26 protein-coding genes are annotated in these 24230 nt (G+C 63.2%); 9 read left to right on the top strand and 17 right to left on the bottom strand.

Annotated elements, in window-relative coordinates; genetic code table 11:
* The 9 genes from VFZ66_13725 to VFZ66_13765 all read right to left on the bottom strand — a co-directional run.
* Window positions 1–717: methyltransferase (locus VFZ66_13725; protein ID HEX6290247.1), on the bottom strand; the 717-nt coding region annotated here is incomplete at its 3' end.
* Window positions 718–869: 152 nt separating this feature from the next.
* A complete protein-coding gene (locus VFZ66_13730) occupies window positions 870–1157 on the bottom strand; it encodes a hypothetical protein (protein ID HEX6290248.1) in 288 nt (95 codons plus the stop codon).
* 81 nt (window positions 1158–1238) lie between these two features.
* On the bottom strand, window positions 1239–2429 hold the full coding sequence (locus VFZ66_13735; protein HEX6290249.1) for an ABC transporter permease: 1191 nt from the start codon (window positions 2427–2429) through the stop codon (window positions 1239–1241).
* 9 nt (window positions 2430–2438) lie between these two features.
* Window positions 2439–3635 (bottom strand): ABC transporter permease, encoded by a 1197-nt coding sequence (locus VFZ66_13740; protein ID HEX6290250.1) that lies wholly within the window; start codon window positions 3633–3635, stop codon window positions 2439–2441.
* A gap of 2 nt (window positions 3636–3637) precedes the next feature.
* The gene (locus VFZ66_13745; protein HEX6290251.1) at window positions 3638–4582 is read right to left on the bottom strand and encodes an ATP-binding cassette domain-containing protein; all 945 of its coding nucleotides are present in this window, start codon (window positions 4580–4582) and stop codon (window positions 3638–3640) included.
* Window positions 4583–4639: 57 nt separating this feature from the next.
* Complete coding sequence (locus VFZ66_13750; GenBank protein ID HEX6290252.1) at window positions 4640–5092, bottom strand: hypothetical protein; 453 nt, start codon at window positions 5090–5092, stop codon at window positions 4640–4642.
* Between the two features lie 79 nt (window positions 5093–5171).
* Complete coding sequence (locus tag VFZ66_13755; GenBank protein HEX6290253.1) at window positions 5172–5405, bottom strand: ferredoxin; 234 nt, start codon at window positions 5403–5405, stop codon at window positions 5172–5174.
* Between the two features lie 33 nt (window positions 5406–5438).
* The gene (locus VFZ66_13760) at window positions 5439–6176 is read right to left on the bottom strand and encodes an SIMPL domain-containing protein (GenBank protein HEX6290254.1); all 738 of its coding nucleotides are present in this window, start codon (window positions 6174–6176) and stop codon (window positions 5439–5441) included.
* Window positions 6177–6342: 166 nt separating this feature from the next.
* Window positions 6343–6732, bottom strand: coding sequence for a hypothetical protein (locus tag VFZ66_13765; protein ID HEX6290255.1), 390 nt, complete (start codon window positions 6730–6732; stop codon window positions 6343–6345).
* Here VFZ66_13765 and VFZ66_13770 point away from each other — a divergent pair.
* The 5 genes from VFZ66_13770 (at window position 6717) to VFZ66_13790 (ending at window position 11744) form a co-directional block, all read left to right on the top strand.
* Window positions 6717–6860: a hypothetical protein gene (locus tag VFZ66_13770; GenBank protein HEX6290256.1), complete on the top strand. Its 144-nt coding sequence runs from the start codon at window positions 6717–6719 to the stop codon at window positions 6858–6860. The two genes, VFZ66_13765 and VFZ66_13770, sit on opposite strands and share 16 nt — an antisense overlap.
* Before the next feature lie 187 nt (window positions 6861–7047).
* Entirely contained in the window at window positions 7048–7338 is a 291-nt protein-coding gene (locus VFZ66_13775; GenBank protein HEX6290257.1) for a hypothetical protein, read from the top strand.
* Between the two features lie 2 nt (window positions 7339–7340).
* Entirely contained in the window at window positions 7341–8288 is a 948-nt protein-coding gene (locus VFZ66_13780; protein HEX6290258.1) for a ribose-phosphate diphosphokinase, read from the top strand.
* Between the two features lie 207 nt (window positions 8289–8495).
* The gene (locus VFZ66_13785; GenBank protein HEX6290259.1) at window positions 8496–9497 is read left to right on the top strand and encodes a CapA family protein; all 1002 of its coding nucleotides are present in this window, start codon (window positions 8496–8498) and stop codon (window positions 9495–9497) included.
* A gap of 102 nt (window positions 9498–9599) precedes the next feature.
* Window positions 9600–11744 carry a cation-translocating P-type ATPase gene (locus VFZ66_13790; protein HEX6290260.1) on the top strand — a complete coding sequence of 715 codons (2145 nt, stop codon included), beginning with the start codon at window positions 9600–9602 and terminating at the stop codon, window positions 11742–11744.
* Window positions 11745–11765: 21 nt separating this feature from the next.
* Here VFZ66_13790 and VFZ66_13795 read toward each other — a convergent pair whose 3' ends face one another.
* Both VFZ66_13795 and VFZ66_13800 read right to left on the bottom strand, forming a co-directional pair.
* Window positions 11766–12986 (bottom strand): MFS transporter, encoded by a 1221-nt coding sequence (locus tag VFZ66_13795; protein HEX6290261.1) that lies wholly within the window; start codon window positions 12984–12986, stop codon window positions 11766–11768.
* A gap of 73 nt (window positions 12987–13059) precedes the next feature.
* Window positions 13060–13518, bottom strand: coding sequence for a MarR family transcriptional regulator (locus VFZ66_13800; GenBank protein HEX6290262.1), 459 nt, complete (start codon window positions 13516–13518; stop codon window positions 13060–13062).
* A 570-nt stretch (window positions 13519–14088) separates the two neighbouring features.
* Here VFZ66_13800 and VFZ66_13805 point away from each other — a divergent pair.
* Window positions 14089–14661 carry a leucine-rich repeat domain-containing protein gene (locus tag VFZ66_13805; GenBank protein HEX6290263.1) on the top strand — a complete coding sequence of 191 codons (573 nt, stop codon included), beginning with the start codon at window positions 14089–14091 and terminating at the stop codon, window positions 14659–14661.
* Between the two features lie 132 nt (window positions 14662–14793).
* Here VFZ66_13805 and VFZ66_13810 read toward each other — a convergent pair whose 3' ends face one another.
* Window positions 14794–15519 carry an amino acid hydroxylase gene (locus VFZ66_13810; protein ID HEX6290264.1) on the bottom strand — a complete coding sequence of 242 codons (726 nt, stop codon included), beginning with the start codon at window positions 15517–15519 and terminating at the stop codon, window positions 14794–14796.
* Between the two features lie 231 nt (window positions 15520–15750).
* Entirely contained in the window at window positions 15751–16842 is a 1092-nt protein-coding gene (locus VFZ66_13815) for a quinone-dependent dihydroorotate dehydrogenase (protein ID HEX6290265.1), read from the bottom strand.
* Window positions 16843–17191: 349 nt separating this feature from the next.
* Between VFZ66_13815 and VFZ66_13820 the strand changes: the two genes are divergently transcribed.
* Together VFZ66_13820 and VFZ66_13825 are read left to right on the top strand one after the other, a co-directional pair.
* Window positions 17192–17941, top strand: coding sequence for a hypothetical protein (locus tag VFZ66_13820; protein HEX6290266.1), 750 nt, complete (start codon window positions 17192–17194; stop codon window positions 17939–17941).
* A 148-nt stretch (window positions 17942–18089) separates the two neighbouring features.
* Window positions 18090–19274: an aminotransferase class V-fold PLP-dependent enzyme gene (locus VFZ66_13825; GenBank protein ID HEX6290267.1), complete on the top strand. Its 1185-nt coding sequence runs from the start codon at window positions 18090–18092 to the stop codon at window positions 19272–19274.
* A 108-nt stretch (window positions 19275–19382) separates the two neighbouring features.
* On the opposite strand, the gene VFZ66_13830 is transcribed toward VFZ66_13825, so the two are convergent.
* The 3 genes from VFZ66_13830 to VFZ66_13840 all read right to left on the bottom strand — a co-directional run bounded on the left by VFZ66_13830 (window position 19383) and on the right by VFZ66_13840 (window position 21825).
* A complete protein-coding gene (locus tag VFZ66_13830) occupies window positions 19383–19982 on the bottom strand; it encodes a GNAT family protein (GenBank protein ID HEX6290268.1) in 600 nt (199 codons plus the stop codon).
* Between the two features lie 103 nt (window positions 19983–20085).
* On the bottom strand, window positions 20086–21624 hold the full coding sequence (locus VFZ66_13835; protein HEX6290269.1) for an alpha-amylase family glycosyl hydrolase: 1539 nt from the start codon (window positions 21622–21624) through the stop codon (window positions 20086–20088).
* 42 nt (window positions 21625–21666) lie between these two features.
* A complete protein-coding gene (locus VFZ66_13840; protein ID HEX6290270.1) occupies window positions 21667–21825 on the bottom strand; it encodes a hypothetical protein in 159 nt (52 codons plus the stop codon).
* 224 nt (window positions 21826–22049) lie between these two features.
* Between VFZ66_13840 and VFZ66_13845 the strand changes: the two genes are divergently transcribed.
* Complete coding sequence (locus tag VFZ66_13845) at window positions 22050–23048, top strand: dienelactone hydrolase family protein (protein ID HEX6290271.1); 999 nt, start codon at window positions 22050–22052, stop codon at window positions 23046–23048.
* A gap of 118 nt (window positions 23049–23166) precedes the next feature.
* On the opposite strand, the gene VFZ66_13850 is transcribed toward VFZ66_13845, so the two are convergent.
* Window positions 23167–24216, bottom strand: coding sequence for a lysylphosphatidylglycerol synthase transmembrane domain-containing protein (locus VFZ66_13850; GenBank protein HEX6290272.1), 1050 nt, complete (start codon window positions 24214–24216; stop codon window positions 23167–23169).
* Window positions 24217–24230: the final 14 nt, after the last annotated feature.

Below are 24230 nucleotides of genomic sequence, written 5' to 3' on the forward strand. Positions count from 1 at the left end.
CACTTCCTTGAGAAAATCGCCTCCCACCAATGTGAACTGTGAACCCAGCGGCGTCTGAGCATAAATCGCTTTTGCCTCTTCTATTACTGATGGGCGCTCGAAAAGGATGGCTTGGAAGGATGGGTTGCGCTCTGCCAATAATTGGAGGAAGTTGCCATATCCTCCGCCAACATCGACGAGCGATTGAAATCCGGAGAAGTCATATGCTTCGATGATCGAGGGATTGATAATGGTGGAGAATTCGTTCATCCCCTTATTAAACAGGTTCAAATGCTCGGGATGCGCGTCGATGTATTCCCAGACATTCATGCCATGGACGTGCCTCATTGCCGACTTTCCGGTTTTTATGGCGTAGGGGAGTTCGGACCAGAGTGACCATGACCAGTCTAAACCGAAGAACACGATAAAATTCCGCAAACTGCCTGGATAATCTCGACAGAGATGCCAGGAAAGGTCTGTCATGCCGTACGTGCCCGGCTCTTGTTCTGTAAAAATCCCTAGCGCAACCAATGCTCGCATAAGACGAGAGAGTGCAGGGCCATGGGTTTCTGTCGCCTCCGCAAGCTCTGCGAGTGTTTTGGGTCCATCCTTGAGTAAATCAGCAATACCTAGTTCAGCCCCAACTTGGAGTACTCGTGTAGACCAGGCACTAGCCACTATGCCAAATAAGGCCTGACTTGCCTGTCCCTGCTCTGGGGCTATCTCTTGGTTTGTCATGATGCGCCCTCCTTTTAAAGGACATTACTTTCGATGCTATTGGTTCAAAACCGCAGTTGAACTGCCGCAGAGTTCAACTATGGTAGAGTATAGTAACCCCTGGAAGAAAACACTTCCTCCAAATTGCTGTATTTTCGTGTTTTAGGAATTTTTCAGCGCGCCGAAACCAGCGCCAGGGGTTGAGTTGCACCCCCGCGCGATCCGGCTGGAGAGCATAGCCCGATCTCAGTCCGCCAAAGCTTTAGCTGCGATATGCTTGATGGTATAGAGGAGCCAAAATGGCCCTGTACCCGTTCCTCAGTCGTCAGTTGCAAGCGCCAAAGCGGCTGGCAGGCCCCGTCATTGACCACCAGCGTCGCCAGCGCATCGCCCGTTACGTCTTCGGCGACGATCACCAGCTCGCGCTTGCCGCTCGCGACCACCGCTTCGAGCAGCGGCACGATGTCCGCCACCGCGCGTACGATCGCATCCCCAGGAACAACCGAATCCAGTTGCTCGTGCCCGAACAACGCCGGGCAGCATCAGGATTCGCGCAGGACACGCCACAGCGCGCGCGGCGTCAGCTTGGTGCCGGTGAGCAAGGTTGTACTGCGGAACAGCCGCGCCGCCAGCCAGAGCATTCCGGCAACCGCCAGCGCCAGCAGGCCGACGCTCAGCAGCAGTTGCCACAGCGAAATGCCGCCCAGGCCCAGCCGCAACATGATCGTGACGGGCGCAGTGATCGGGATCAGGCTCAGGGTGAGCGCCAGGGTGCCGCCCGGATTCTCGGTGATCGGCGTGCTGAACCACAGCGGCACGAGCACCGGCAGCAGCATAAATCCGCTGATCTGGCCGCTTTCCCGCGCAGTAGCGCCCACCGCGCCAAGCGCGGCCATCATCGCGCCAAACAGCAGGAAGCCCAGCACAAAGAAGAGGATCATCCAGATCCAGGCCCCCGGCACGACCGCGCCCAGGTCGAAGCGTTGGCTACGGCTCAGGCCGAAGCCCAGCCCGAGCCAGAAGCCAAGCTGAAGCAGGCTGAGCGCGCCGAGTCCCGCTACCTTGCCGGCCATGATCTGCCACGGCTGCACCGACGTTAGCACAATCTCGATCGTGCGATTCTCCTTTTCTTCCGCTACCGCCTGGACCAGCCAGCCCGCGCCGTTGAGGATCGCAAAGGCCAGCACCCAGGCCAGCATAGAGGCCATGGCGGCGCTTGCCGCCCGCTGATCGTGATGCTGCGGCTGATCCACGAGCGTCACGCGCAGATCGGGCGGCTGTTGCAGGCGCAGCACCAGCAGCGGATTGTCAGTCAGATTGACGCGCAGCAGCGCCTCGAACGCGGCTACCTGCGGCGCGTCAGGACCCATGATCGAGAGCTGGCGGCTGGTATGCAGAACCCGACCAGACTGGCGGTAGTCCGGCGCGATCAGCATGTAGCTGTTGATCGTCCCGGCGCGCATCGCGGCTACCGCGTCGGCCTCGCGCTCGTAGGGAATCAGCAAAGGCTGGAGTTCGGGCGGAACCGTGTGGATCACACCAGCGAGATCGACCCAGCCCGCCGGGCTGATCGCCGTTGGTGCAGCGCTCGGCGTGTCCTGCCGCTCAAGCAGCGCCGTGCTCCAGAAGATCGCGCCAAGCACCAGCGGCATCAGCAGGGTCGCAAAGAAAAACGACGGGCGACGCAGCATCACACGCAGCTCACGGAGCGCAATCAGCAGTACGGTACGCATATCACCTCGCTATCCGCCGTGCGGCGCTGCCCATAGCTCGCGCAGCCGCAAGCGCTGCCCGTAGCGCAGCATGCCGCGACGCAGCACGCGCGCCGAGAGCATCATCGCGCCCATCGTGGCGAGCGCCAGCAGCAGGACGCTGATGACAAGCTGCCAGGCCGGAACATCGGCCAGCGGCAGGCGCAGCAGCATCGCGATCGGCGCGCTAAAGGGGATCAGGCTGAAGATCGTCGCGAGCGGGCCGTTGGGATGCTCCAGAATTGTCACCAGCAGCACGAACGGAGCCGCCGCCAGCAAGCTGATCGGCGCTGCGAGCAGCTGCGCCTCCTGCGTGGTAGGCGCGGCGGCACCCACCATGATGTAGCAGGCCGCGATCAGCAGGTAGCCGAGCAGGTAGTAGAGCAGGGCCAGACCGACGATCAGCCAGGGGATGCGCGCGCCTGCGATCCATGCGGGCACGCCCAGCACGACGAGCGCGGCAAGGCCCAGGCCGACCCAGATCCCAATCTGTGTCAGGCTCACCGCGCTCACGCCCAGGATTTTGCCGGTCATCATCTGCTCCGGCGTGGCCGATGTCGCCAGCAGCTCCATGACCCGATCTTCTTTTTCTTCGGTCAGCGCCTGCAACAGATGCCCGCTGGTAGTAAACGCGGTGATGGTAAACAGCAGCGCAAAGCTATAGGGCAGCAGGAACAGCAGAAACCTATCGTCCATACCATACGTGCGCTGCCCATCCAGCGTCCGCACCACCCAGTCCGCCGGTTGATCCAGGCGCGCGCGCTGCTCCGGCGGCGCCTGCCCGATCAATCCATGCCGCAGCACCGCCCGCAGCTCGTCCGCCGCGTCGTCGCTCAGCGACCGCCAACTGACGACCTGCGCCTGGCCGGTCGCAAGGTAGGCTGGCGGCACGAGCATGTAGGCGTCGATCGCATGAGCATCCAGCGCCCGTCGGGCCGCGGCTTCGTCGGCAAACTGCGCGAGCGGGATCGCATCACGCAGATTAAGATCGGCAAGGTTGACCGTACCGACCAGCCCGCTGCGATCGACCAGGCCCAGGCGCTGCTCGTTCTGGCTCCGTGTCACCAGCTCGATCGCCGTGATAAAGCCGACGATCAGCAGCGGCAGGCCGAGCGTGGTCAGCAGGAATGCCCGGCGCCGGACGTGGCGCGCGTACTCGTAGCGCAGGATCACGCCGATCGTCCGCATGGCTACACCTCCTGAAGCTCCGGCTTCGGCGCGGCATGTCGGACCACGCGCTGCTGGCCTTCGACCACCGCGATAAAGATGTCGTCGAGCGAGGGCGTGGCGATCTCGAAGCGCTCGATCAGCAGGTCGCGCCGACTTGCCAGCGCGCGCAGCACCGCCTGCGTCGTCGTCTGCTCGTCCAGCCACAGCTCCACCGCGCCATCCACCTGCGCGACACGCTCCACGCCCGGCAGATCGGCGAAGTCGCCCGTGCCCTGCACCACAACTGCGTGCGGTGCCCACGTGCGGCGGATCGTATCCAGGGCATCGTAGAGCACCACACGCCCGCGATCGATCATGCACAGGCGCTCGCACAGCTCTTCCACCCGATCCATCTGGTGCGTCGACATGATAATCGCCGCGCCGCGATCACGTGCCGCGCGCAGGAGATCCTTGACCAGCCGCGTGTTGAGCGGGTCGAGGCCATAGAACGGCTCGTCGACGATGATCAGATCGGGCTCGTGCAGCAGCGCGACGCCAAGCTGCACTTTCTGCTGCATGCCCTTGGACAGCTCCTTGACCTTTTTGGGAGCAACATCGGCCAGGCTCACCTGCTCCAGATAGCGCAAGGCCCGTCCGCGCGCCTCTTTACGGCTCAAGCCTTTGAGCATCGCCAGATAGACCAGACAGTCGAGGACGCTGACGTTTTTGTAGAGGCCGCGCTCTTCGGGCAAGTAGCCGATCCGCCGCTTGCTCGCGTCGCTCAGCGGCGCGCCAAACACACCGATCGTGCCCTGGTCCGGCTTGAAAATATCCAGAATCAGGCGGATCATGGTGGTCTTGCCCGCGCCGTTGGGGCCGAGCAGGCCAAAGATCTCGCCGCCGCGCACCTCGAACGTCACATCATCGACGGCGCGAGTCGTGGCGAAGTGTTTGGACACATGGTGAATCGTGACAACGGCTGCCATACGGCCCCCTTTCGTGAAAAGGCCCAGCTTGCACGACGTGGTTTGCGCCTGCCCGGATCAATGCTGCGGAACCAGAGGTGCGGGCCGCGCGACGGCACCGGCGGCGAGAAAGCCCGCTCCCGCTAGCAGGAATGGCACACCCATGATGATCGCTCCTTGGACCTTGAAGCCGATCTCGCCCTGCATCATGCCGAAAAACGTCGCGCCGAGCACCACGCCAGGCACCATCAGCGTAACGCCGCCAGCGACGGGACGATGCCATGCCTGCGATGCGAGGATCACGATCGGGATGATTGGGAGCAGATGGAACACGCCGCCGGGCACGTCAGCCGCCAGCTCGCCGATGCCGAACAGCAGCGAGAACGCAATCAGCGCCACGAGCGGCAGGAGCGCCGCGACCATGATCCAGCGCGCGTACGGATGCGCCCGCACCAAGTCATCGCGGCCCTCTCGAAGCATGTAGAATCCCAGACCCACGATCGCCAGCAGCGGAAATAGCATGAGTAACATACCTCCCTCCGTGGAAGAAGTTACGAGCAACAGTGGCGGCGCGTCTGCCGGACACATCCAACGCGCCAGCGCCGCAAGCTCAGCCGAAGAAAGCGGCGTTCTTGGCGATATAGCTCTGCCACTGTTCGGGAACGGCATCCTCGGCAAAGATCGCCGAAACAGGACATTCGGGCTCGCACGCGCCGCAATCGATGCACTCGTCAGGGCTGATGTAGTACTGATCGTCACCCTCGTAGATGCAATCGACGGGGCAGACCTTGACGCACGACGTATCCTTGACGCCGATGCACGGCTCACAAATCACGTAGGGCATCACACACGCTCCTTTGCCTTTAGGGTAGCGCAGCTACTTCAACGTGTACGTTACCTGCACCTGCCGCACGATCGACTGTTCGCCCGGCTGGATCGGCGCGCCAGCTCCCGTCGCCGTGGCTTTGGCCTCGTACACCATCGGCGATACGCCACTGACGATCTCGCTGATCGTCAGCATTTGGTCAAGCTGCGCGCCGCTGGCCTGCGCCATCGCCTCGGCGCGGGCGCGCGCGTCCGCAATCGCCTTGTCACGGGCCGCCGCCTCTAGCGTCGCAGGCTCGGCGATCGTGAAGCTCATGCCGGCCATATAGTTCGCGCCCGCGTCGATTACCTGCTCAAGCAGATCGCCCGCCTGCGCCACGTTGCGGATCGTCACCGCGACGCTATTGCTGGCCTGGTAGCCCGTCACGCCGCCCTCAGGACCACGCTCGCTGTAGCGCGGCCAGATGCTCAGGTTGCTGGTCTGGATGTCCTTGTCTTCAATACCCAGCTCCTTCAGCTTGGCGATCACAGCCTGCATCTTTGCATTGTTATCGGCGAGCGCCTGCTTGGCCGTGGTCGCGTCGGTTTGCACGCCGAACTGCACGATCGCGGTGTCGGGCGTGGCCTTGACCTCGCCTGTGCCCACCACGGTGAGCTGGCGGATCGCCGCGCTCGTCTGCGCTGCTTGAATCGCCTGGGGCCGGATCAAGACCGCGCCGATCGCGCCCGCTGCCAGCGCGAGGGCAGCAATGGCGACGACGGCAACAAGCATCGGAAATCGATTCAGCATGACATACCTCCTTGCTCCACGCAGCCTCAGATAGACCAGTGCGCAACTGCATGGATCTACTCCTAGACTACGCCCTGCCCGGCTCGGCGCCAGAACAGTCCGTCCACGCGCCGTGAAGATCGCTGCACGATGTGGACAGACGGCGAGAGGCGCGAGGCTGTGATGCCTACCGCATCTGGTGCAGCGCCGAATCGATCAGCTTCAGCCGCAGATCCCACAAGCGCTGCGTGAGCGAAACATGATAGATGTGCGGATTGATCAAGCGCTGCACGCCCGCATCCAGCCGCCAGAGATGCTTGTGAGCGGGCGTGGGCGTCTTCTGCGGCAACTCCGAGACTTTGAGCACGGGACGGCCCCGGCCAACCGCTGCGATGCGTGCCGCCTTGGTGGCGATGAGCGTCTGGTAGTTGAGATGATTGAGCAGCGGCGTTTCAAGGATCTGCGCCATCGCCAGCGGCCCCTGCACAACAGTCAGCGGCTCGTTCGGATGCACCGCCCGGCCTTCGGGATGGCGCGCAGGCTCAGGGCCTCGAAACGTCCATGCAAGCGCAGCCAATCGCGAAAATCGTCGGCAAAAACGGGCGTGCCGGATCGTCCGCGCTGGCCGCGCAGGTAGGCGATGTCAGCGTCTCGAAAGCGGGCGCGCCGCATCCAGATGCCCTCGGCAATTTGTTGCTCGCCTAGCCGCATACGCACCCCCACGTCATGGACTCCCCTCACTATAGGACACCGGACCATCACGCGGCATGGAGAACAGGTCGCGTACCGTTGCGCTTTATTCACGCGGCACACGCGGAATCACAACGCAGCTTCCGGGGTCAAGGGTCTATCCTAGACTAGAGCATCGTCGCATGATTGCGACGGGCTCCGCGTGAATCTGCCCGCCCAGGAGTCCATCGAGCGTGGGGCGGCGATCGGTTGCGAGCAGAGGCGTGCCATGCACATCGAACTGAAGATCGATCGCGGCATCTACCTGGCCGATGATCAAACCCGAACGTATCGCTACATTGGCCCGAATGCCGCCTGGAAGCAGCTCAGTGCCTCAGAGAACGAGGCCAACGAGCGCGCCATCGAAGGTTATCGGCGCGTCTTGCGCAGCGGAAAGACCAGGACATATCGGCGCGCGGAGCATCCGCGAGCGGGTACGCAGCGCAGGAGTTGAGCATGGAAGGACGAGCCATCAAACCGGCGATTCTTGCCGGAACCGCCCATCCGGCGCTGGCTGCGGCCATCGCGCAAGCGCTCGATCTGCCGCTGAGCGCCTGCCGAATCGAACGTTTTCCCGATGGCGAGGTGGCGATCGAGCTGCGCGAGCCGGTGCGTCGCAAGGACATGTTTATCGTCCAGCCGACCGCGCCGCCGGTGAACGAGCATCTGGTCGAGCTGCTGGCGCTGGTCGATGCCTGCCGCAGGGCGGCTGCGGGCAGGATCACCGCGATCGTGCCGTATTTCGGCTATGCCCGGTCCGATAAGCGTGCCGGTCATCGCGAGCCGATCACCGCCAGCATGGTCGCGGTGCTGCTCCAGGCGGTCGGCGTCGATCAGGTCGTGACGGTCGATCTTCACGCGGCGCAGATCGAGGGCTTTTTTCATATCCCGGTCGACAGCCTGACGGCGGTACCGGTTCTGGCGGCGGCGCTGCACGATTATCTGCCGCCCGGCACGGCGATCGTCTCGCCCGATGCGGGGCGCGTACGCATGGCGAGCGAGTACGCGCATCGCCTTGATGCGCCCGTGGTGGTGCTGCACAAGCAGCGCATCAGCGGCACCGAAACGCATATCACGCATGTCGTCGGCGATGTGCGCGATCGGCCCTGCCTGATCATCGACGATATGATCTCGACGGGCGGCACGATCGTCGAGGCAGTCACGGCGCTCCGCAGCGCTGGCGCGCGCCCTCCGATCATCGTTGCCGCGACGCATGGCCTGCTGCTGCCGGGCGCGCAGGAGAAGCTCGTCGCCGCTGGCATCGACGCGCTGTACGTCACCGATAGCATCCCGATCGCCATTCAGTCGTGGCCGCAGCTTCATGTCGTATCGATCGCACCGCTGCTCGCGCAGGCAATCCAGCGCTTGATCGGCGACGGCTCGCTCAGCGAGCTGTGGAGGTAGCGCGAAGGAATAAAGCACCAAACGAAAGAACAAGCGAACAAGGAAACAAGCGAACAACCAGCAAGAACGAAGCCCAACGGCTCCCCTGCTCCTCTGCCGCAGGCCGCGAAGGCGGGCTTCCGCCTGATCGTGGGGAAGGAGGCGGGGGGGAGGGCCTCACCTCCCAACTCGAAACCTGGAACTTGGAACTCGAAACGAGGATGTGTCATGGCGCAATGGGTACGTATCGCGCTGACCGGCGACGTGATGCTTGGACGACTCGTGGATCAGCACGTCATTCAGCAGCCGCGCCTGCCGCCCGCCTACGTGTGGGGCGATCTTCTGCCGCTGCTGGCCGAGGCCGATCTGTGCCTGATCAACCTGGAGTGCGTGATCAGCACGCGCGGTAGGCGCTGGCGGCCTGCCACAAAGCCGTTTCATTTTCGAGCGCATCCGCGCGCGATCGACGTGCTGCACGCCGCCGACATCGATGGAGTGACGGTGGCGAATAACCATGTGTTGGACTACGGCCCAGAGGCGCTGCTCGATTGTCTTGATCTGCTCGATCAGGCTCGCATTCGTCATGCCGGAGCCGGGCACAGCCTCGCTGAGGCGCTCGCTCCCGCGTATTTTGCTACCGCGCTTGGCAGAATCGCCGTGCTTGCGCTGACCGACGATATGCGCGCCTGGGGTGCAACGCCCGATCAGCCCGGCCTTAACTACGCCGCGTACGATTCGTCGGGGTTGATCGAGCCGTACCGCTCACGTATCCAGCGCGTCCTCGACGACGCGCGCCGCCACGCCGACCGGGTGATCATCAGCGCGCATGTTGGGCCGAACTGGGGGCCGCCGTCGCCCGCGATGCAGGCCATGGCGCACGATCTGATCGAGCGCGGCGCTGATCTCTACTGGGGTCACTCCAACCACACCCCGTTGGGCATAGAAGCCTATCATGGCAAGCCGATCCTGTATGCTACAGGCGACTTCATCGACGACTACGCGATCGATCCGGCTGAGCGCAACGACCTATCGTTTCTGTTTGTGGTCGAACTCACGCCGCACGGTGTGCAGCGGATCGTGCTGCATCCCGTCAAGATCGATCGCCTGCGGGTGCAGCGCGTGGCTGGCGCTGAGGCACATTGGCTGATGGAGCGAATGCGTGAGCGGTCGGCGGCACTTGGGAGTCATATCGCGCTGCACGAAGACTACGCCGAGCTGCGGCTGGTGTAAGGCGGGATTCCTGAGCGTCATCAGGCCAGATCCGTCGCCGTAGCGCGTAGCCACGAGTTCCTGGTATGATCAGCGCAGGAGCACACAGCAGCAGGAAGCGATATGACAGACTCAGGCAACCATCAGACGATCACTCTGCCGGTCGCAGGCATGGACTGTACGAGCTGCGCGGCGCAGATCGAGGCGGCGATTGGCAAGCTCCACGGCGTCGCCGAGGCGCGCGTCCTGTTTGCGGCGGAGCGCGCGACCGTAACCTTCGATCCCGATCGCGTGACCGTCGGGCAGATCAGGGCGGCGATCGGTCAGGCCGGGTACAGCGTGCGCGACGAAACGGTAGCCGCGCCGCCCGATGCTGGCAGGCGCGATCTTGGACAGATCATCGGCTGGGGTCTGCTCGGCATGGTCGCCGTTGTGGTCGTCGTCGCGGCGCTTGGCGAGCAGCTTGGCCTTTTCGATCGGGCGCTGGATCGGCTGCCGTGGTGGATTCCGGCGCTGGCTATCGGCGCTGGCGGATGGCCGGTCTTGCGCGGCGTGGCTCAGGCGGCGCTCAACCGCCAGGTGACGAGCCACACGCTGATGACGGCGGGCGTGATCGCCGCCATCGCCGTGGGGCAGTGGACCACCGCAGCGCTGATCGTATTCTTCATGCGCTTCGCCGACTGGCTCGAAGATCTGACCACCGGACGCAGCCGCCAGGCGCTCCGGCGGCTGATCGGGCTACAGCCGCAGGTCGCGCGGGTGCTGCGCGATGGACACGAGGTGGAGCTGCCCGTCGCCGACGTGGCGATTGGCGAGGTGGTGCTGGTGCGGCCCGGCGGGCGCATTCCAGTGGATGGCGTGGTGCTCGACGGGTCCGCGCCTGTCGATCAAGCGCCGATCACAGGCGAGAGCATCCCGGTAGATAAACAGCCGGGCGATACCGTCTTCGCCGCGACGGTCGCGCAGGCCGGTTTCTTGAAAGTGCGCACCACCAGGCGCGCCAGCGATACGGCCTTTGCGCAGATCGTCCGGCTGGTCGAGGAGGCCGAGTCGCGCAAGGCTCCGGTGCAGCGCTTCGCCGATCGCTTTTCGGCGTACTACCTGCCGACCGTGCTGGTCGTCGCGCTCGCCACGTACGTCATCACCGGCCAGATCTTGAACGCCGTCGCGGTGCTGGTGGTAGCCTGCGCGTGCGCGATTGCGCTGGCAACGCCCGTAGTCGTGCTGGCGAGCGTCGGCAGCGCCGCGCAGCGCGGCCTGCTGATCAAGGGCGGGATCGTGCTTGAGCAACTGGCGCGCGTCGATACGATCGTCGTGGACAAGACCGGCACGCTGACACGCGGACAGCCGCAGGTGACGGATGTGATCGCGCTGGATGGCGTCGCCGAGCAGGAGATGTTGCGGGCGGCAGCCGCGCTTGAGGCGCGCAGCGAGCATCCGCTGGCGCAGGCGATCGTGCGGGCGACGGCAGACCGAGGAATTGTCTGGCCCGAACCGGCAGCCTTCGCGCCGCTGCCGGGGCGCGGTGTTAGCGGCACGGTCGATGGGCGAGCCTGGACAATCGGCAATCGTCGCCTGCTGGTGGAGCAGCACATCGTGCTGAGCGACGATCACGAGGCGCGGGCGCGGGCGCTTGAGGCCGCCGGAAAGACGGTCTTTTTTGTCGCTCAGGAGCGGCGCGTAAGCGGGCTGATGGGCGTCGCCGACATCATTCGACCGGAGGCGCTGGCGGCGCTGGCAGCGCTCAAGCGCAGCGGCGTGCGACGCATGCTGCTGCTGACGGGCGATAACGAGCGCGTCGCGGCGGCAATCGCCGCTGAGCTGGGGCTGGAGTATCGCGCCAATCTGCTGCCGGAAGATAAGATCGCCGCCGTGCAGGCGCTTCAGGCTCAGGGCGCGATCGTAATGATGGTTGGCGACGGCGTGAACGATGCACCCGCGCTGGCGCAGGCCGATGTCGGCGTGGCGATGGGCGCGATCGGCACGGATGTCGCGATCGAGGCGGCGGATGTCGTGCTGATGCGCGACGACTGGCGACTGGTGCCGGAGGCGCTCCGTGTCGGGCGTCGCGCGCGGCGCACCATCCGGCAAAACCTGGGCTTTACCGCGCTCTACAACATCGTCGGCGTGACCCTCGCGGCGATCGGCGTGCTGCCGCCGGTCTTTGCCGCCGCCGCCCAGAGCCTTCCCGATGTCGCGATCATGCTCAACTCGGCCCGCCTGATGCGCGCGGCTAAAGCGCCGGTCACGACCGAAGGGCGCGGGTAACGTCCGGCTGTGTTCATACATCTATGCGGTAGATCGAGGCCACGCCACGCGCCGACGATACAGGTCGGCTCCGATCACACCCGCAAAACACAGTGCGGCACACAGCAGCAGCGTCCCCGACACGCCGATAATATCGGACAGCGAGCCGATCAGAAAGCCGCCGATCGGCGTGCTGCCCGCAAAGAGCAAGATATACAGGCTCATCACCCGACCGCGCAGCTCATCGGGCACGGCAAGCTGGAGCAGCGTGTTGGCCGTGGTCGCGAAGGTGATGCCCGCAAAGCCCAGCGCGACCAGCAGCGCCGCCGATAGCGCAAAATTGGTTGATAGGGCGACGAGCGCCAGCAGCAGGCTGAAGGCAGATGATCCCAGCAGGAGCCGCCGCGCCGTCACCTGCCTGGTGTACGCCGTTGTGAGCGCCGCGAGCAGCGAGCCGAGGCCCAAGAACGCCGAGAGATTGCCGAAGCCGGGCGCGTCGGTGTGGAGGACGAATCCGGCCAGCAGCGGCAGCACGACGCTGAAGTTATAGCCAAAGGTGCCGATCGCGGCGACGATCAGCATGATCTGCAAGACCGCTGGCGTGCGCCAGACATAGTGCAGCCCTTCGACCACCTGCCGCTTCAGCGGTGTTGTCGACCGGCGCTGCGCTGACCTGAAGAAGCGCGTCGGGTCCATCACCAGCAGCCCGGCGATGACCGCGACGAAGCTGGCGGCGTTCAGGTAGAGCGCGGTCGCGATCCCAAACTTTGCGATCACGACGCCCCCGATGGCGGGACCGATCATCCGGGCGCTGTTGAAGAGCATCGAGTTGAGCGCGATTGCGTTGACCAGATGCTCGCGTCCCGCCAGCTCCGGCACAAACGCCTGCCGCGCCGGATTATCGAAGGCGTTGATCGTTCCCTGGATCGCGGCCAGGATATACACGTGCCAGAGCTGGATCAGGCCGGTTCCCACCAGCGTGCCGAAGATCACCGCCTGGATCAGCGCCAGCAGTTGTGTTGTGAGCACCATACGATGTTTCGGGACCTGATCGATCAGCACGCCGCCGACCAGCGAGAAGAGCATGATCGGCAAGAACTGGAGCGTCGTGACAAGACCCAGCGCGAACGGAGAGTGGGTCATCTGGAGCACCAGCCATGCCTGGGCCATCGTCTGCATCCAGGTGCCTGTGAGCGAGATGCTCTGCCCAAACCAAAACAGCCGATAGTTGCGCGCGCGCAGCGCTCGAAAGCCGTGGGTCACGCCTCCCAGCCTCGAAGCGAAGCGCCCGGCGGGTGGCGGTGTCGGCTCGGCTAAAGGCCCGTCGGGTTCTGCTTTAGCCGCCACTGCACGCCTGACCTTCCTCCTGCGTCAGGACTCGCCGCAGGGCTGGCAGCGCCACCCGCACTGCATCCATCTCCGTGGGGCTCAACGCCTGCATCAGCGGCGCGAGTCGGCGCAGCGTGTACTCCTGCGCGTGCTCATAGTGCCGCCGACCCTCATCCGTCAGACACAAGAGATGCTGACGACGATCGTGGGGATCGGGCAGCCGCGCGATCCAGCCGCGCTCGACCAGCATCTGTACCAGCTCGCTCATCGATTGGAGCGTCACACGGCGCTTTTTGGCGAGCACACTCAGCGTCAAGGGCGCAGAGGCAAGGTAGCTGAGCACGCGGAACTGCGGCATGGTTGTTTCTTCGCCCGCCTCCCGCCGAACTTCCGCCGCCACGATCCGGCTGAGCAGCGGCAGCACGCCTAGCAGCTCCTGGGTCGCTTCTTCAATGGTCCAGGACATAGCTGTATCCCCAAGTACCCTGATAGTAAGGATACCTGACCATACATATTATGTCAATGGCTACGACCGATATGCCGAGATCATCGACGACGTATGCTGCCAGAGCTGCTGCGATTCGCGCACTTGACAGGCACATTGAAACATCATAAACTACTCCACGATTGACACACAAAGCTCTAGGCGACATATCATCACCACAGAATGCTCCGTAGCGCTGGCCTCCACGCCGATCGTTGCGGGTATGCCTTCCATCTTCCACTCCGCTCGATGAGCCAGGACGCTACCCAGATCGTCTTGTTCGTCTCAATCCTCACGTTGCGTATCGCTTGGTCCGTAGTCTGCGTTGGTATGGTTAACGAAATGACCGGCCCCCTGTCGGTTATGCCGCAGTTTGTTGCAGATCCGTTTGCCAGTGCGCTGTCAGGCGAGTGTTGAGTAGCCCACACAATCCTTGTGTCTGAGCTGGATCAGCATATGGCAAGGCCACACAGACTCCTTGATGATGAACCAGGTTGAGCAATTAATCTTGGAACCTGCCGGGCACCTGCTTGCGCTCACGGAGGAGCTATCATGGCGTTGGATTTGTCGCACATGCATTTGAGACAGCCGCCGACTTCGATCTGGCAATTACCTCAGCTGCGGACGCTCGATCTGGCTGGCAATCGCCTCAAGGTCTTACCCGACTCGATCGCACAGTCGCTCCAGCTTGAATATTTAGATCTGTCCGGCAACGAGCTAACGGCGCTCCCCGACTCGATCGGCCAATTGACGCGGCTGCGCGTGCTCAACCTGTCGGGAAACCGGCTGACGGCCCTGCCCCGCTCGATCGGCCAGCTCGCGTGTCTCGAACACCTCGACCTCGCCGGGAATCGCCTCACCGTCCTCCCCGACTCCATCGGCCAGCTCGCGCGGCTTCAGCAATTGATCCTGCATCACAACCGGCTCACGGCCCTGCCACAGTCGCTACGGAAGCTGAGCGCGCTGACTCAGCTCTACCTGCACGGCAACGACCAGCTTGGCCTGCCGCTGGAGTTGCTTGGTCCGCGCTGGTATCAGGTACTCAACCCCAGGATGACGACCTTGCCCGCCAAGCCGAGCGAGATCCTCCACTATTATTTCTACGTCGGTCTGCCGATCAATTGACCTCGTGGGGTACGACCTACCTGACAGGCCATCGCACAATGATCCTGCCAGCCTCCAGGCCAGGCCACGTGCGCTTAAATCGATAAAGGCCCTCACACCGCGTGCGAGGGCCTTCGTCGGATTCGACGGAAGCTACGCTAAGCCTTCCTGGCGGGCATACGCATCGATCACGTCGCGCCAATGCTGGAGCGAGTCGAGGATGAAATATTCGTCGTGGTAGCTATAGGCTGCCGATGGCGTCTTTGCGATGCGGTTGATGTCGACGGGATGCTTCGGCACCTCTGGCCGCAGCGCGTGCAGCAGCTCGCCCGGCGACGAGAGCAGACCGGCGCCGATGACCTTCAGCTCGCCGTTCTCGCGCACAAAGCCAAACTCGATCGTAAACCACCACAGCCGCGCGATTGCCAACTGCTGCTCTTCCGTGCGCGCCTTCAGATACACCTCGCCGTAGCGCCGCGCAATATCGGCGAACTCAGGCAGCGTGAAGAAGGCGAGATGGCCGAAGTATTCGTGGAAGAGATCGGGCAGCGGCGTGAAATCAAGCTCATCGGGCTTCCGAATATAGTCGGTGACGGGAAAGCGGCACGCGGCGATATGCTCGAACCACTCCGTCGGGCCAAGATACGCATTCTGCGCGTCGGCGAGCGTCCAGCCGGTAAAGCTATGAATCCGCTGCGCCATCACATCGCGGTCGGGCAGGCGGTTAAAATCAAGCGCTAGCTTGGGAAATCCCTCGAAGAACTCTCGACAGGCGACATCTCGGACTAGCTCCATTTGCCGGACGCAGAGCTTATGCCAAGTTTCGTGATCCTCTTCGGTGTAGGTCGGCGTGCTGACCACGTTGTCGATCACGTCCATTTTCTTTCATCCTTTCGCTAGAGGTATATCAAGGTTCACGGAACAGGAGCAGCCCGATCAGGTGATTGTTCGGCGGCAGACCGTAACATCTCGCTTGAAAAACCATGTGGCGTGCTGTTCCAGCGCCTTATATTGTAGCGCAAAATGTGCCACGATGTAACTATTTTTACAAAAATGGACAATAGCTCGTCATGTGGGAATGCTAGCCGCAGCCTCGGATACCTGGCACGCTCAACGGCGCAGCGTCATGCCGCTGCCCGTCACTTGCGCGATCGAGGTGAGGCCATGCTCTTGCAGCAAACGCGCTAGATCGCGGTTGATGCGGCGCGCGAGCAGCGGCCCCTCGTAGACGAAGCCGGTGTACACCTGCACCAGCGATGCTCCGGCTGCCAGCTTCTCGAAGACATCGGCAGCGCCGAAGACGCCGCCCGCGCCGATGATCGGCAGCCTGCCCTGAGTATGGGTATAGAGATAGCGCACAATATCCGTCGCACGCTCGCGCAGCGGCACGCCGCTCAGACCGCCCGCTTCTTCCCTGGCGGCCTCCCGCAGCGTCGTTTGTCGGTCGATGGTAGTGTTGGTCGCGATGATACCGTCCACACCGCTCGTCAGACAGACCGCGCTGATGTCGTCGAGATCGGCGGGAGCCAGATCCGGCGCGATTTTGATCAGCAGCGGCTTGCGCACAGCCATCTGATCGCGCTGCGCCACCACCTGCCGCACCAGCGATTCCAGGGCATCTCGGCCCTGCAACTCGCGCAGCCGGGCCGTATTGGGCGAGCTAATATTGATCGTCACATAGTCGGCATAGGCGGAGAGCTGCGCCAGCGCGTGCGTATAATCGTCAACGGCGCGCCCGGCCTCGACGCTGGCTTTATTGGCCCCGATGTTGACCCCGACCAGCGGACGATCGCGGCTCAGGCGTTGCAGCCGCGCACGAACCGCCAGCGCACCTTGCCCTGGAAAGCCCATCCGATTGATCAGCGCGCGGTCGGCGGGCAGGCGAAACATGCGCGGACGAGGATTGCCCGGCTGCGGCAGCGGCGTTACCGTGCCTACCTCCACATGTCCAAAGCCCAGCGCGCCCCAGGTTTGCACCGCGACGGCATTCTTATCCAGCCCTGCGGCTAGACCCAGTGGATTTGCAAAGCGCAGCCCCCACAGCTCAACCTGCAAGCGCGGATCGTTATAGGCCACGAGCCGCCGCAGCAGCCGCCGTACCTGCGGCGAACGCTCCGTCACCGTCAAAAGCCGCAGCACGGCCTCGTGGGAGCGCTCCGCATCAAAGCGCTGCAAGACAGGATAGATCGCGCGACGGTACACAGGCAACTCCTTCATGATTGATCGCCGTAGCTTAAACGCAAGTGCTCCCGTGTGCAAGATCACAGAAAACAAGAGCATTATGTTCACAGCAATATTGACTAAAAAGCTGCTACATAACTTAATCAAGCAACTTTAGAAACATAATCCCGCCAGCATATTGTTAAGTTAATAAAAGGTTAATACATATTGACTCGATGGCGCAATTGTTAACCGATCAACCTTCGTGCCAAAGATTGTATCGAGATTAGACACAAAGACGCTGGTTCAGTTTCACAAATTGTGTGCTAGAATAGCATCTATCTGACGAATGATGGTGGATCATTTGTCTAACGTAGGAGGGAGACGTCTCATGCTCAAGCGTAGTCGATTTGTACTCCTGGCTTTCCTGCTGCTGGCGCTTGCGCTGCCAGCCGCAGCCGCCGAGCGAGTCGATAAGCTGCCCGATATCAGGGGCGCGATGAGCGGACGGTTCGAGCTTGCGCTCGTGCTCAACGATCTGCCGTTCATCGTCGGCAAGGGCGAGGTGGTCGGCAACGCAGCGCACTTCGTCCTCCGCACGGTCGTCGGCGAAGTAGCCACCCTGGAAGTCGTCGCCTTCCCAGACCGGATCTACACACGCGAGGACGCCAGCTCGCAGTGGTATGTCCAGTCGACCGTCGATCTTCCGGTCGGCGCGCCGGAAACTGCGCCGCAGGTCGATGTATCGGCAGCGCCGATCAGCAGCATCGGCAGCAAGGCCATCGCGGGCACGCCTACCAACCAGTATCAGGTCTGGATCGCGGGCGACAGCAGCAATATGAACGATCACATCGCGCTGGACTTCTTCATCGGGCAGCAGATCAACTACCTGTATCAGTATCAGGTTTCGGCGTTTACCACCGATGAAGAGTTTGGCGAGCTGAAGCTGGAGATGGTGACGCGGCTGTACGACTTCGACGACCGATCGATCGTCGTCGGTGCGCCGGCCAACGCGATTGCGCAGCCAGCCAGGGCTGGCCTGATCAAGCCGCTGCGCAACGGCGGCCTGCTGAGCACCCTGTCGGCACCGCTCGCCACGCACCAGCTGCGCGCGCTAGCCGCGGAGCGGCTCGGTCGCTAATCCACCACATCGCACAACCGGGGCTCCCGCGTCTTGCGGGAGCCCTTGGTATGCCCCAGGAATCTGCCAGAATGTCGCACTGTGTAGGGCCGAGCGATCGACACAGCGCTTATCATGGCAGAACCAACCGCTCTGAAAGGAGCCGACGATGAACGCCGATCATGTGCGGATGGTCCGCGCCGCGCTGGCAGCCGTGGCCTCATCGGTCTATCTCAACACGGGCACGGCGGGGCCGCTGCCACGCGCCGCGCTCGATGCGCTTATCACCGAGTCGCAGCACGACTTCGAGCGCGGTCGTGCCGACATTATCGCGTACGAGCGCGTGCTCAAAACCTTCGAGGAGCTGCGCGCGGCCTTTGCGGGGCTGCTCGGCGCCGCCACGGACGAGATCGCGATCACCCATCATACCAGCGAGGGGATGAACATCGGGTGCTGGGGCCTCAACTGGCAGCCCGGCGACGAGCTGCTGCTGACCAATCTGGAGCACGAGGGCGGCCTGCTGCCCGCCTACGCCGCGGCGCAGCGCTTTGGCGTCGATGTGCGCGTGGCAGACCTGGGTCTTGGCGACGATCCGGCGGCGGTGCTGGCGGCGCTGGATGCCGCGATCACACCGCGCACGCGGCTGCTGAGCATCTCGCATGTAAGCTGGAGCAGCGGCGCGTGCCTGCCGCTGTCCGAGATCGTGGCGCTGGCCCACCGCCGGGGAGTGCTGGTGCTGGTGGACGGCGCGCAATCGGTCGGCGCGATCCCCCTCGATCTTCATGCCCTGAAGGTAGACTTCTACGCGATCCCCGGACAAAAATGGCTGTGCGGGCCGGAGGGTGTCGGCGCGCTGTATGTGCGCCGCGACCGGATCAGCCTGCTGCGGCCTACCTTTGTCAGCTTCTTCTCGCTGCGCGATTCCGAAAGCTACACGCTCAGCGGCGATGCGCTGTACGCGCCCGGAGCGCGGCGCTACGAGGTCGGGACGATCTTTCGGCCCGGATTGTACGCCATGCTCGCCAGCCTGCGATGGCTGGAGTCGAGCGTCGGCTGGCACTGGGCATTTGAGCGCATCCAGCACCTCGCCGATCGGGGGCGCGCGCTGCTGGGAGCGCTGCCCGGCGCGACGATCCTCACGCCCGACTCACACGCCGGGCTGGTCGCGTTCACCGTCGAGAGCCTCGACCCGGCCACCACGGCGGAGAAGCTGCGCGCGCAGGGCATCATTATTCGCACGATCCCGCTTTCGGACAGCTACGTGCTGCGCATCAGCACGGGCTTTTACAACACTGAGGAGGAGCTGCTGCGGCTGCGCGACGCGCTGGCGGCGCTGATCGAGCGACGGGACTAAAAAGAACCAAGAACCAAGAACAAAGGGGAGAATCAGACAAAGAACCAAGAACCAGGGAAACCTGGAACCTGGAACGTGGAGCTCTCAAACACGCGCCCTGACGCCGCGCTAGCGGGCCAGCTTCGCCTCAAGCGCCGCTTTGACATCCGGCCATTCGCTATCGATGATGCTGAAATACACCGTGTCGCGAATCCTGCCGCTGTAGGTGAGCATATGCTTGCGGAGCGTGCCCTCCTCCTGCGCGCCGATCCGCGCAATCGCCCGCCGGGAGCGCTCATTCAGCGCATCGGTTTTAAGCTCCACGCGCATACAGCCGAGCGTCTCGAAGGCATAGCGCAGCATCAAATACTTGGCCTCGGTATTGATCGGCGTACGCTGCCACGGACGCCCAACCCAGGTCCAGCCGATCTCGACACGCCGATCGCGCAACTCGATATTACCGTAGCGCGTACTGCCGATGGCGCGTCCGCTCGCTTTTTCAACCGTGGCGAAGGGCAGCATCGTGCTCTGATCCTGGCCGTGCAGCGCGGCCTCGATATAGGCGCGCAGATCATCGCGGGTCTGGACCACAGAGGTGGTCCAGCGCCAGAGATCCTCGTCTAGCGCAACCTCGCAGAGCTGATCCAGATGCGCCAGCACGAGCGGTTCGAGCCGAACATACTGGCCTTCGAGCGTGACGGGTTCGAGTGTATGGGGATGAGTAGTCATCGATAGCCTCGTAAAAGCAAAGGAACAAACAGCGAACGACGGAACAATGAAACAAAGGAACAAATAGAATTTCGCCCTCTTTGTTCTTTGTTCTGTTTTTCATCTACGGCAGCTCGATCAGCCGATAGCCATAGCCATCCAGCGATAAACCCTTCGTGAGGTCGACGGTCGCGCCCGATCGCAGATCGCGGCCCTCGGTCACGTCCTCAAGCGGAATCTGGACCGACTCCGCCTGCATGTTGATCGCGACGAGCACGCGCTGATCGTCGGTGGAGCGCTCGTAGAGCAGGAAGGGCTGCTGCCGGGTTGACATCGTCGTGAGCGTCCCCAGGCGCAGAGCCGGATTCGTCTTGCGCAGGCCAATCAGATCGGCGTACACCTTGCGCAGCGCCTGGTCGCCCCCGGCAAAGTCCACTGTGTGCGGCTCGAAGAGCGAAGGCCGCTCCGTCGCGCCGACCTCCTGGCCGGCGTAGATCAGCGATAGCCCTGGGATCGTCAGCAGAAAAGCGGCTGCCAGCGCGCGCTGCTCCGGCGTGCGCGCCACGGACGCGATCCGCTCCTGATCGTGGTTTTCCAGGTAGCGCATGCGCCACCGCTGGTTGTTATAGCGCCGCTGCTCAGCCGCCACCTGGCTCAATGCGCGCTGCGCGAGACGCGGCGTGAGTAGCGCCTGCGTAAACTGGCCCTGCGTCGTCCAGTCGTAGGTCACTTCAAAGCCCGCGCTGTACATCACCACGCCGCCCGACTCCGAGAGCAGCAGCAGATCGGGCCGGGCCGCTTTGAGCGCCGCGCGCCAGGAGCGCCAGAACAGGATCGGCACCTGATCGGCGGCGTCGCTGCGGTAGCCGTCGATGCCAAACTCGTTGACCCAGTACAGGCTGGTGTCGATCATGTACTGCTGAAGCTCGTCGTTGGTATAGTTGAAGTCGGCAACATCGGACCAATCCGGGTTCGGCGGGATGATCTGGCCCGCCGCGTTGCGCGAGTACCACCGGGGATGCTCCGTGACTAATGGATTATCCCAGGCGCTATGGTTGGCGACCAGATCCATCATCACGCGCAGGCCAAGCTGGTGCGCGGTATCGACAAAGCGCCGAAAATCGTCGGCGGTGCCCAGCGCCGGATCGATCGCCCGGTAGTCGCGGACGCTGTAGGGGCTTCCCAGGCTGCCCTTGCGCTTCTCGGCGCCGATCGGATGGATCGGCAGCAGATAGACGATATCGACGCCCAGATCACGAATTTCGGGCAGCCGCTCGGTCGCCGCCGCCAGCGTTCCCTCAGGCGTGAACGTGCGAACAAAGACCTGATAGATCACCGCGCCGCGCGCCCACTCCGGCGGCTGGTAGGAGTCCGTCGCGCTGACCTCGTCGGTCGCGGTGATCGTCTGCGTCTCGGCGGTAGCGGCTGCGCCCGTCGTAGCGCTGGCAGCGCTTGTTGCGGCTGTGTCCGTCGCCGTAGCCCGCTCAGCCGTTGCAGCAGGCGACGGCGAGGCAGCGATCGTGGCAGTGCTTGTCGGCAGCACAGCGGCGGTCGTCGCGGTTTCGGCGGGCGGCGCGGCAGGTGGAGCGGCGCCGGGCTGTCCACAGCTTGTTACCACCACCGACAGCACCAGCATAATCATCAGCCAACGAATCAGTCGCATACGAGTCCTTTCTTCGCGCCCAGCCGCCAGGAGCGGCTCAACCTAGCCGCTCCACATGCCAGTATAGATCAACAACATCATGAACAGCGCGCCAACTACGCCGCCAACCGCGCCCACAAGCACCGACCGTCGCCAGTCCCGCGTGATCAGTGCGGCCACACCGCCGACAACGATCGCCAATAGCGGAATAATAACCCACATTGCAGCCTCTTCGATCGGGATCGAGCCAGCCGATCGCTCAGCCGACCGTCAGTATAGCGTATTGCGTCGGATACAACGCAACGGCTCCTGCATCAAGGGATATGCCACTGGACGAGGCGGGAGCATCGCTGCGGCAGGCGACAGGATCGCGGCGGACGCAGAGCAGATGCGATCTCATGGACTTCTTTCTACGTACCTTAACGGTGACAGCAAAGGAGGAGGCCATGCGTGACACGTTGAACGACATGCAGTTGTACTTGATCGACGAGTTTGTCGAAGCGTACCAGGAAGGGCACATGTCCCGCCGAGATGCCCTGCGCCGCATCGCAGCGATCACCGGCAGCCTGACGCTCGCGACATCGATCCTGGCTGCCTGTGGCGCAGTGGAGCCAACATCGAGCGGCGCAAGCCCACCCGCAAGTCAGCAGCCTGCGGCATCTGCCAGTCCTGCGGCATCTGCCAGTCCTGCGGCAAGTCAGCAGCCCACGTCATCGCCCGATCCCGCCGTCAGCGTTCCAGAAAACGATCCTGGTATTGAAGCTCGCATGGTTGAGTTTCCAGGCGAAGGCGCGACGCTGATGGGCTATCTCGCCAGGCCGACCGGCGAGGGACCCTTCCCGGTCATCCTGGTCTGCCACGAGAATCGCGGCCTGACCGATCATATCAAGGACGTGACGCGCCGGGTGGCGAAAGCCGGATACGTTGGACTGGCGGTTGACCTGCTCTCACGACAGGGGGGCACGGCGGCGGTCGCCGACCCGGCCCAAATTCCTGGCGCGCTCGGCCAGGCCCCAGAGGGACAGCCGGTTCAGGATTTCCAAAGCGGCCTGCGCTACGCGCAGAGTCAGCCATTTGTAGACAAAGCGAAGGTGGGGATGGTTGGCTTCTGCTACGGCGGCGGCGTAACCTGGCGAGTCGCGACCAAAACATCGGAGCTGCGGGCGGCAGTTCCGTTCTACGGGCCAGCGCCAGCCATCGCCGACGTGCCGGGTATTCAGGCGGCAGTGCTGGCGATCTATGGCGAGCTGGATCAGCGAATCAATGCGGGCATTCCAGAGATCGAGGCGGCCATGCAGCAGAATAACAAAACCTTCGAGAAGCAGATCTATCCGGGCGCTAACCATGCCTTCCACAACGATACCGGTCGTAACTACAAGCCCGATGCCGCAAAGGATGCCTGGGCTAAAACCGTAGCGTGGTTCGATCGATACGTCAAAGCGTAAGAACAGGAGAACAAAGGAACAAAGAGGCGGGCGGGAATCGGGCCGGGCAGCGCACGCGGAATACTGCGACAGCCGCTCGATTCCCCCCGCGTGGATGCTGAGGATGGACAGCGGGCGTCTAGTCCCGAACCGGAACCGGCACAATTTCGCGCCGTTTAGGCGGCTCGTCGTTATGGTAGTGGACGCGCCGGTAGATCATCGCCGAGACGAAGAGCGGCAGCCAGAAGGCCAGCAGCCGGTACAGCAGCGTTACCGAGAGCGCCAGCGCGTGATCGAGGCCGAGCGTCGCCATCGTCGCGGTCATCGTCAGCTCGAACGAGCCGCCGCCGCCGGGCAGCGACGAGATCGTGCTCAGGAAGTAGGCCAGGCTATAGCCCAGCAGCACTACCGAGAAGTGCGGCCACACACCCACCGACCAGAACAGCAGCAGCAGCGTGATACAGTCGAGCAGCAGCGCCAATACATGCAGCGCGACCAGCTGGACAAAGCCGATCCGATCGCGGCTGATCAGCGCCGCGCCTTCGTACAGCTCGGCGATAAACGAAAGCACCTGGGTATCGCCCCAGTTACGCCGCAGGATGCGCGAGAGCCAGTTTTTCAGATCGAGCGCCCGCTTGGTCAGCAGCGTCCGGTCGCGGGAGAGGCCCCACACGTACATGCCCAGCGCCATAATCAGCAGCGTCAGCAGCGCGACGATCAGCACCTGATTGACCTTGAGATCGCCGTGGGTGAAGAGATAGACGAAGCCGCTGGACAAGAGGATAAAAAAGCCGATCAGGTAGGAAAGACCGTCGAGCGTCACCGTGACCGCGCCCGTGCCGTCTGGAATGCCGCGCCGCCGCAGTTGGTAGAGCAGGAAGGCGAAGGTGCTGGTGCCTCCGGCGGGAAAGACGCGCCCCAGAAAGATCGCCACGAAGGCAACGCCATACAACGACAGCAGGCGCACATGGTAGCCCAGCAGCCGCAGGCTACGCCAGTACACCGACGCAAAGCACAGGTACACGAGGCTCTGGACGATCAGCGCGGCGGCCAGCCAGGCCGGATTCGCCATCCGCAGGATGCGCCCGACCTCGACCAGCTCTCCTCGCTGCGTGGCAACAATCGCGATGAGCAGCCCAATACAGACAATCCCAAGTATCAATCGCCAATGGCGCTTGAGCCACGCCATAGAATGTACGCCTC

The sequence above is a fragment of the Herpetosiphonaceae bacterium genome (assembly GCA_036374795.1).
GTDB lineage: Bacteria > Chloroflexota > Chloroflexia > Chloroflexales > Kallotenuaceae > LB3-1.

What these genes read in the sequence shown, in the direction of transcription:
- VFZ66_13735 (HEX6290249.1), bottom strand. Translation starts at nt 2,429, where the DNA reads ATGCGTACCGTACTGCTGATTGCGCTCCGTGAGCTGCGTGTGATGCTG.
- VFZ66_13740 (HEX6290250.1), bottom strand. Translation starts at nt 3,635, where the DNA reads ATGCGGACGATCGGCGTGATCCTGCGCTACGAGTACGCGCGCCACGTC.
- VFZ66_13745 (HEX6290251.1), bottom strand. Translation starts at nt 4,582, where the DNA reads ATGGCAGCCGTTGTCACGATTCACCATGTGTCCAAACACTTCGCCACG.
- VFZ66_13750 (HEX6290252.1), bottom strand. Translation starts at nt 5,092, where the DNA reads ATGTTACTCATGCTATTTCCGCTGCTGGCGATCGTGGGTCTGGGATTC.
- VFZ66_13755 (HEX6290253.1), bottom strand. Translation starts at nt 5,405, where the DNA reads ATGCCCTACGTGATTTGTGAGCCGTGCATCGGCGTCAAGGATACGTCG.
- VFZ66_13760 (HEX6290254.1), bottom strand. Translation starts at nt 6,176, where the DNA reads ATGCTGAATCGATTTCCGATGCTTGTTGCCGTCGTCGCCATTGCTGCC.
- VFZ66_13770 (HEX6290256.1), top strand. Translation starts at nt 6,717, where the DNA reads ATGCAAGCGCAGCCAATCGCGAAAATCGTCGGCAAAAACGGGCGTGCC.
- VFZ66_13780 (HEX6290258.1), top strand. Translation starts at nt 7,341, where the DNA reads ATGGAAGGACGAGCCATCAAACCGGCGATTCTTGCCGGAACCGCCCAT.
- VFZ66_13785 (HEX6290259.1), top strand. Translation starts at nt 8,496, where the DNA reads ATGGCGCAATGGGTACGTATCGCGCTGACCGGCGACGTGATGCTTGGA.
- VFZ66_13790 (HEX6290260.1), top strand. Translation starts at nt 9,600, where the DNA reads ATGACAGACTCAGGCAACCATCAGACGATCACTCTGCCGGTCGCAGGC.
- VFZ66_13800 (HEX6290262.1), bottom strand. Translation starts at nt 13,518, where the DNA reads ATGTCCTGGACCATTGAAGAAGCGACCCAGGAGCTGCTAGGCGTGCTG.
- VFZ66_13805 (HEX6290263.1), top strand. Translation starts at nt 14,089, where the DNA reads ATGGCGTTGGATTTGTCGCACATGCATTTGAGACAGCCGCCGACTTCG.
- VFZ66_13810 (HEX6290264.1), bottom strand. Translation starts at nt 15,519, where the DNA reads ATGGACGTGATCGACAACGTGGTCAGCACGCCGACCTACACCGAAGAG.
- VFZ66_13820 (HEX6290266.1), top strand. Translation starts at nt 17,192, where the DNA reads ATGCTCAAGCGTAGTCGATTTGTACTCCTGGCTTTCCTGCTGCTGGCG.
- VFZ66_13825 (HEX6290267.1), top strand. Translation starts at nt 18,090, where the DNA reads ATGAACGCCGATCATGTGCGGATGGTCCGCGCCGCGCTGGCAGCCGTG.
- VFZ66_13830 (HEX6290268.1), bottom strand. Translation starts at nt 19,982, where the DNA reads ATGACTACTCATCCCCATACACTCGAACCCGTCACGCTCGAAGGCCAG.
- VFZ66_13835 (HEX6290269.1), bottom strand. Translation starts at nt 21,624, where the DNA reads ATGCGACTGATTCGTTGGCTGATGATTATGCTGGTGCTGTCGGTGGTG.
- VFZ66_13840 (HEX6290270.1), bottom strand. Translation starts at nt 21,825, where the DNA reads ATGTGGGTTATTATTCCGCTATTGGCGATCGTTGTCGGCGGTGTGGCC.
- VFZ66_13845 (HEX6290271.1), top strand. Translation starts at nt 22,050, where the DNA reads ATGCGTGACACGTTGAACGACATGCAGTTGTACTTGATCGACGAGTTT.
- VFZ66_13850 (HEX6290272.1), bottom strand. Translation starts at nt 24,216, where the DNA reads ATGGCGTGGCTCAAGCGCCATTGGCGATTGATACTTGGGATTGTCTGT.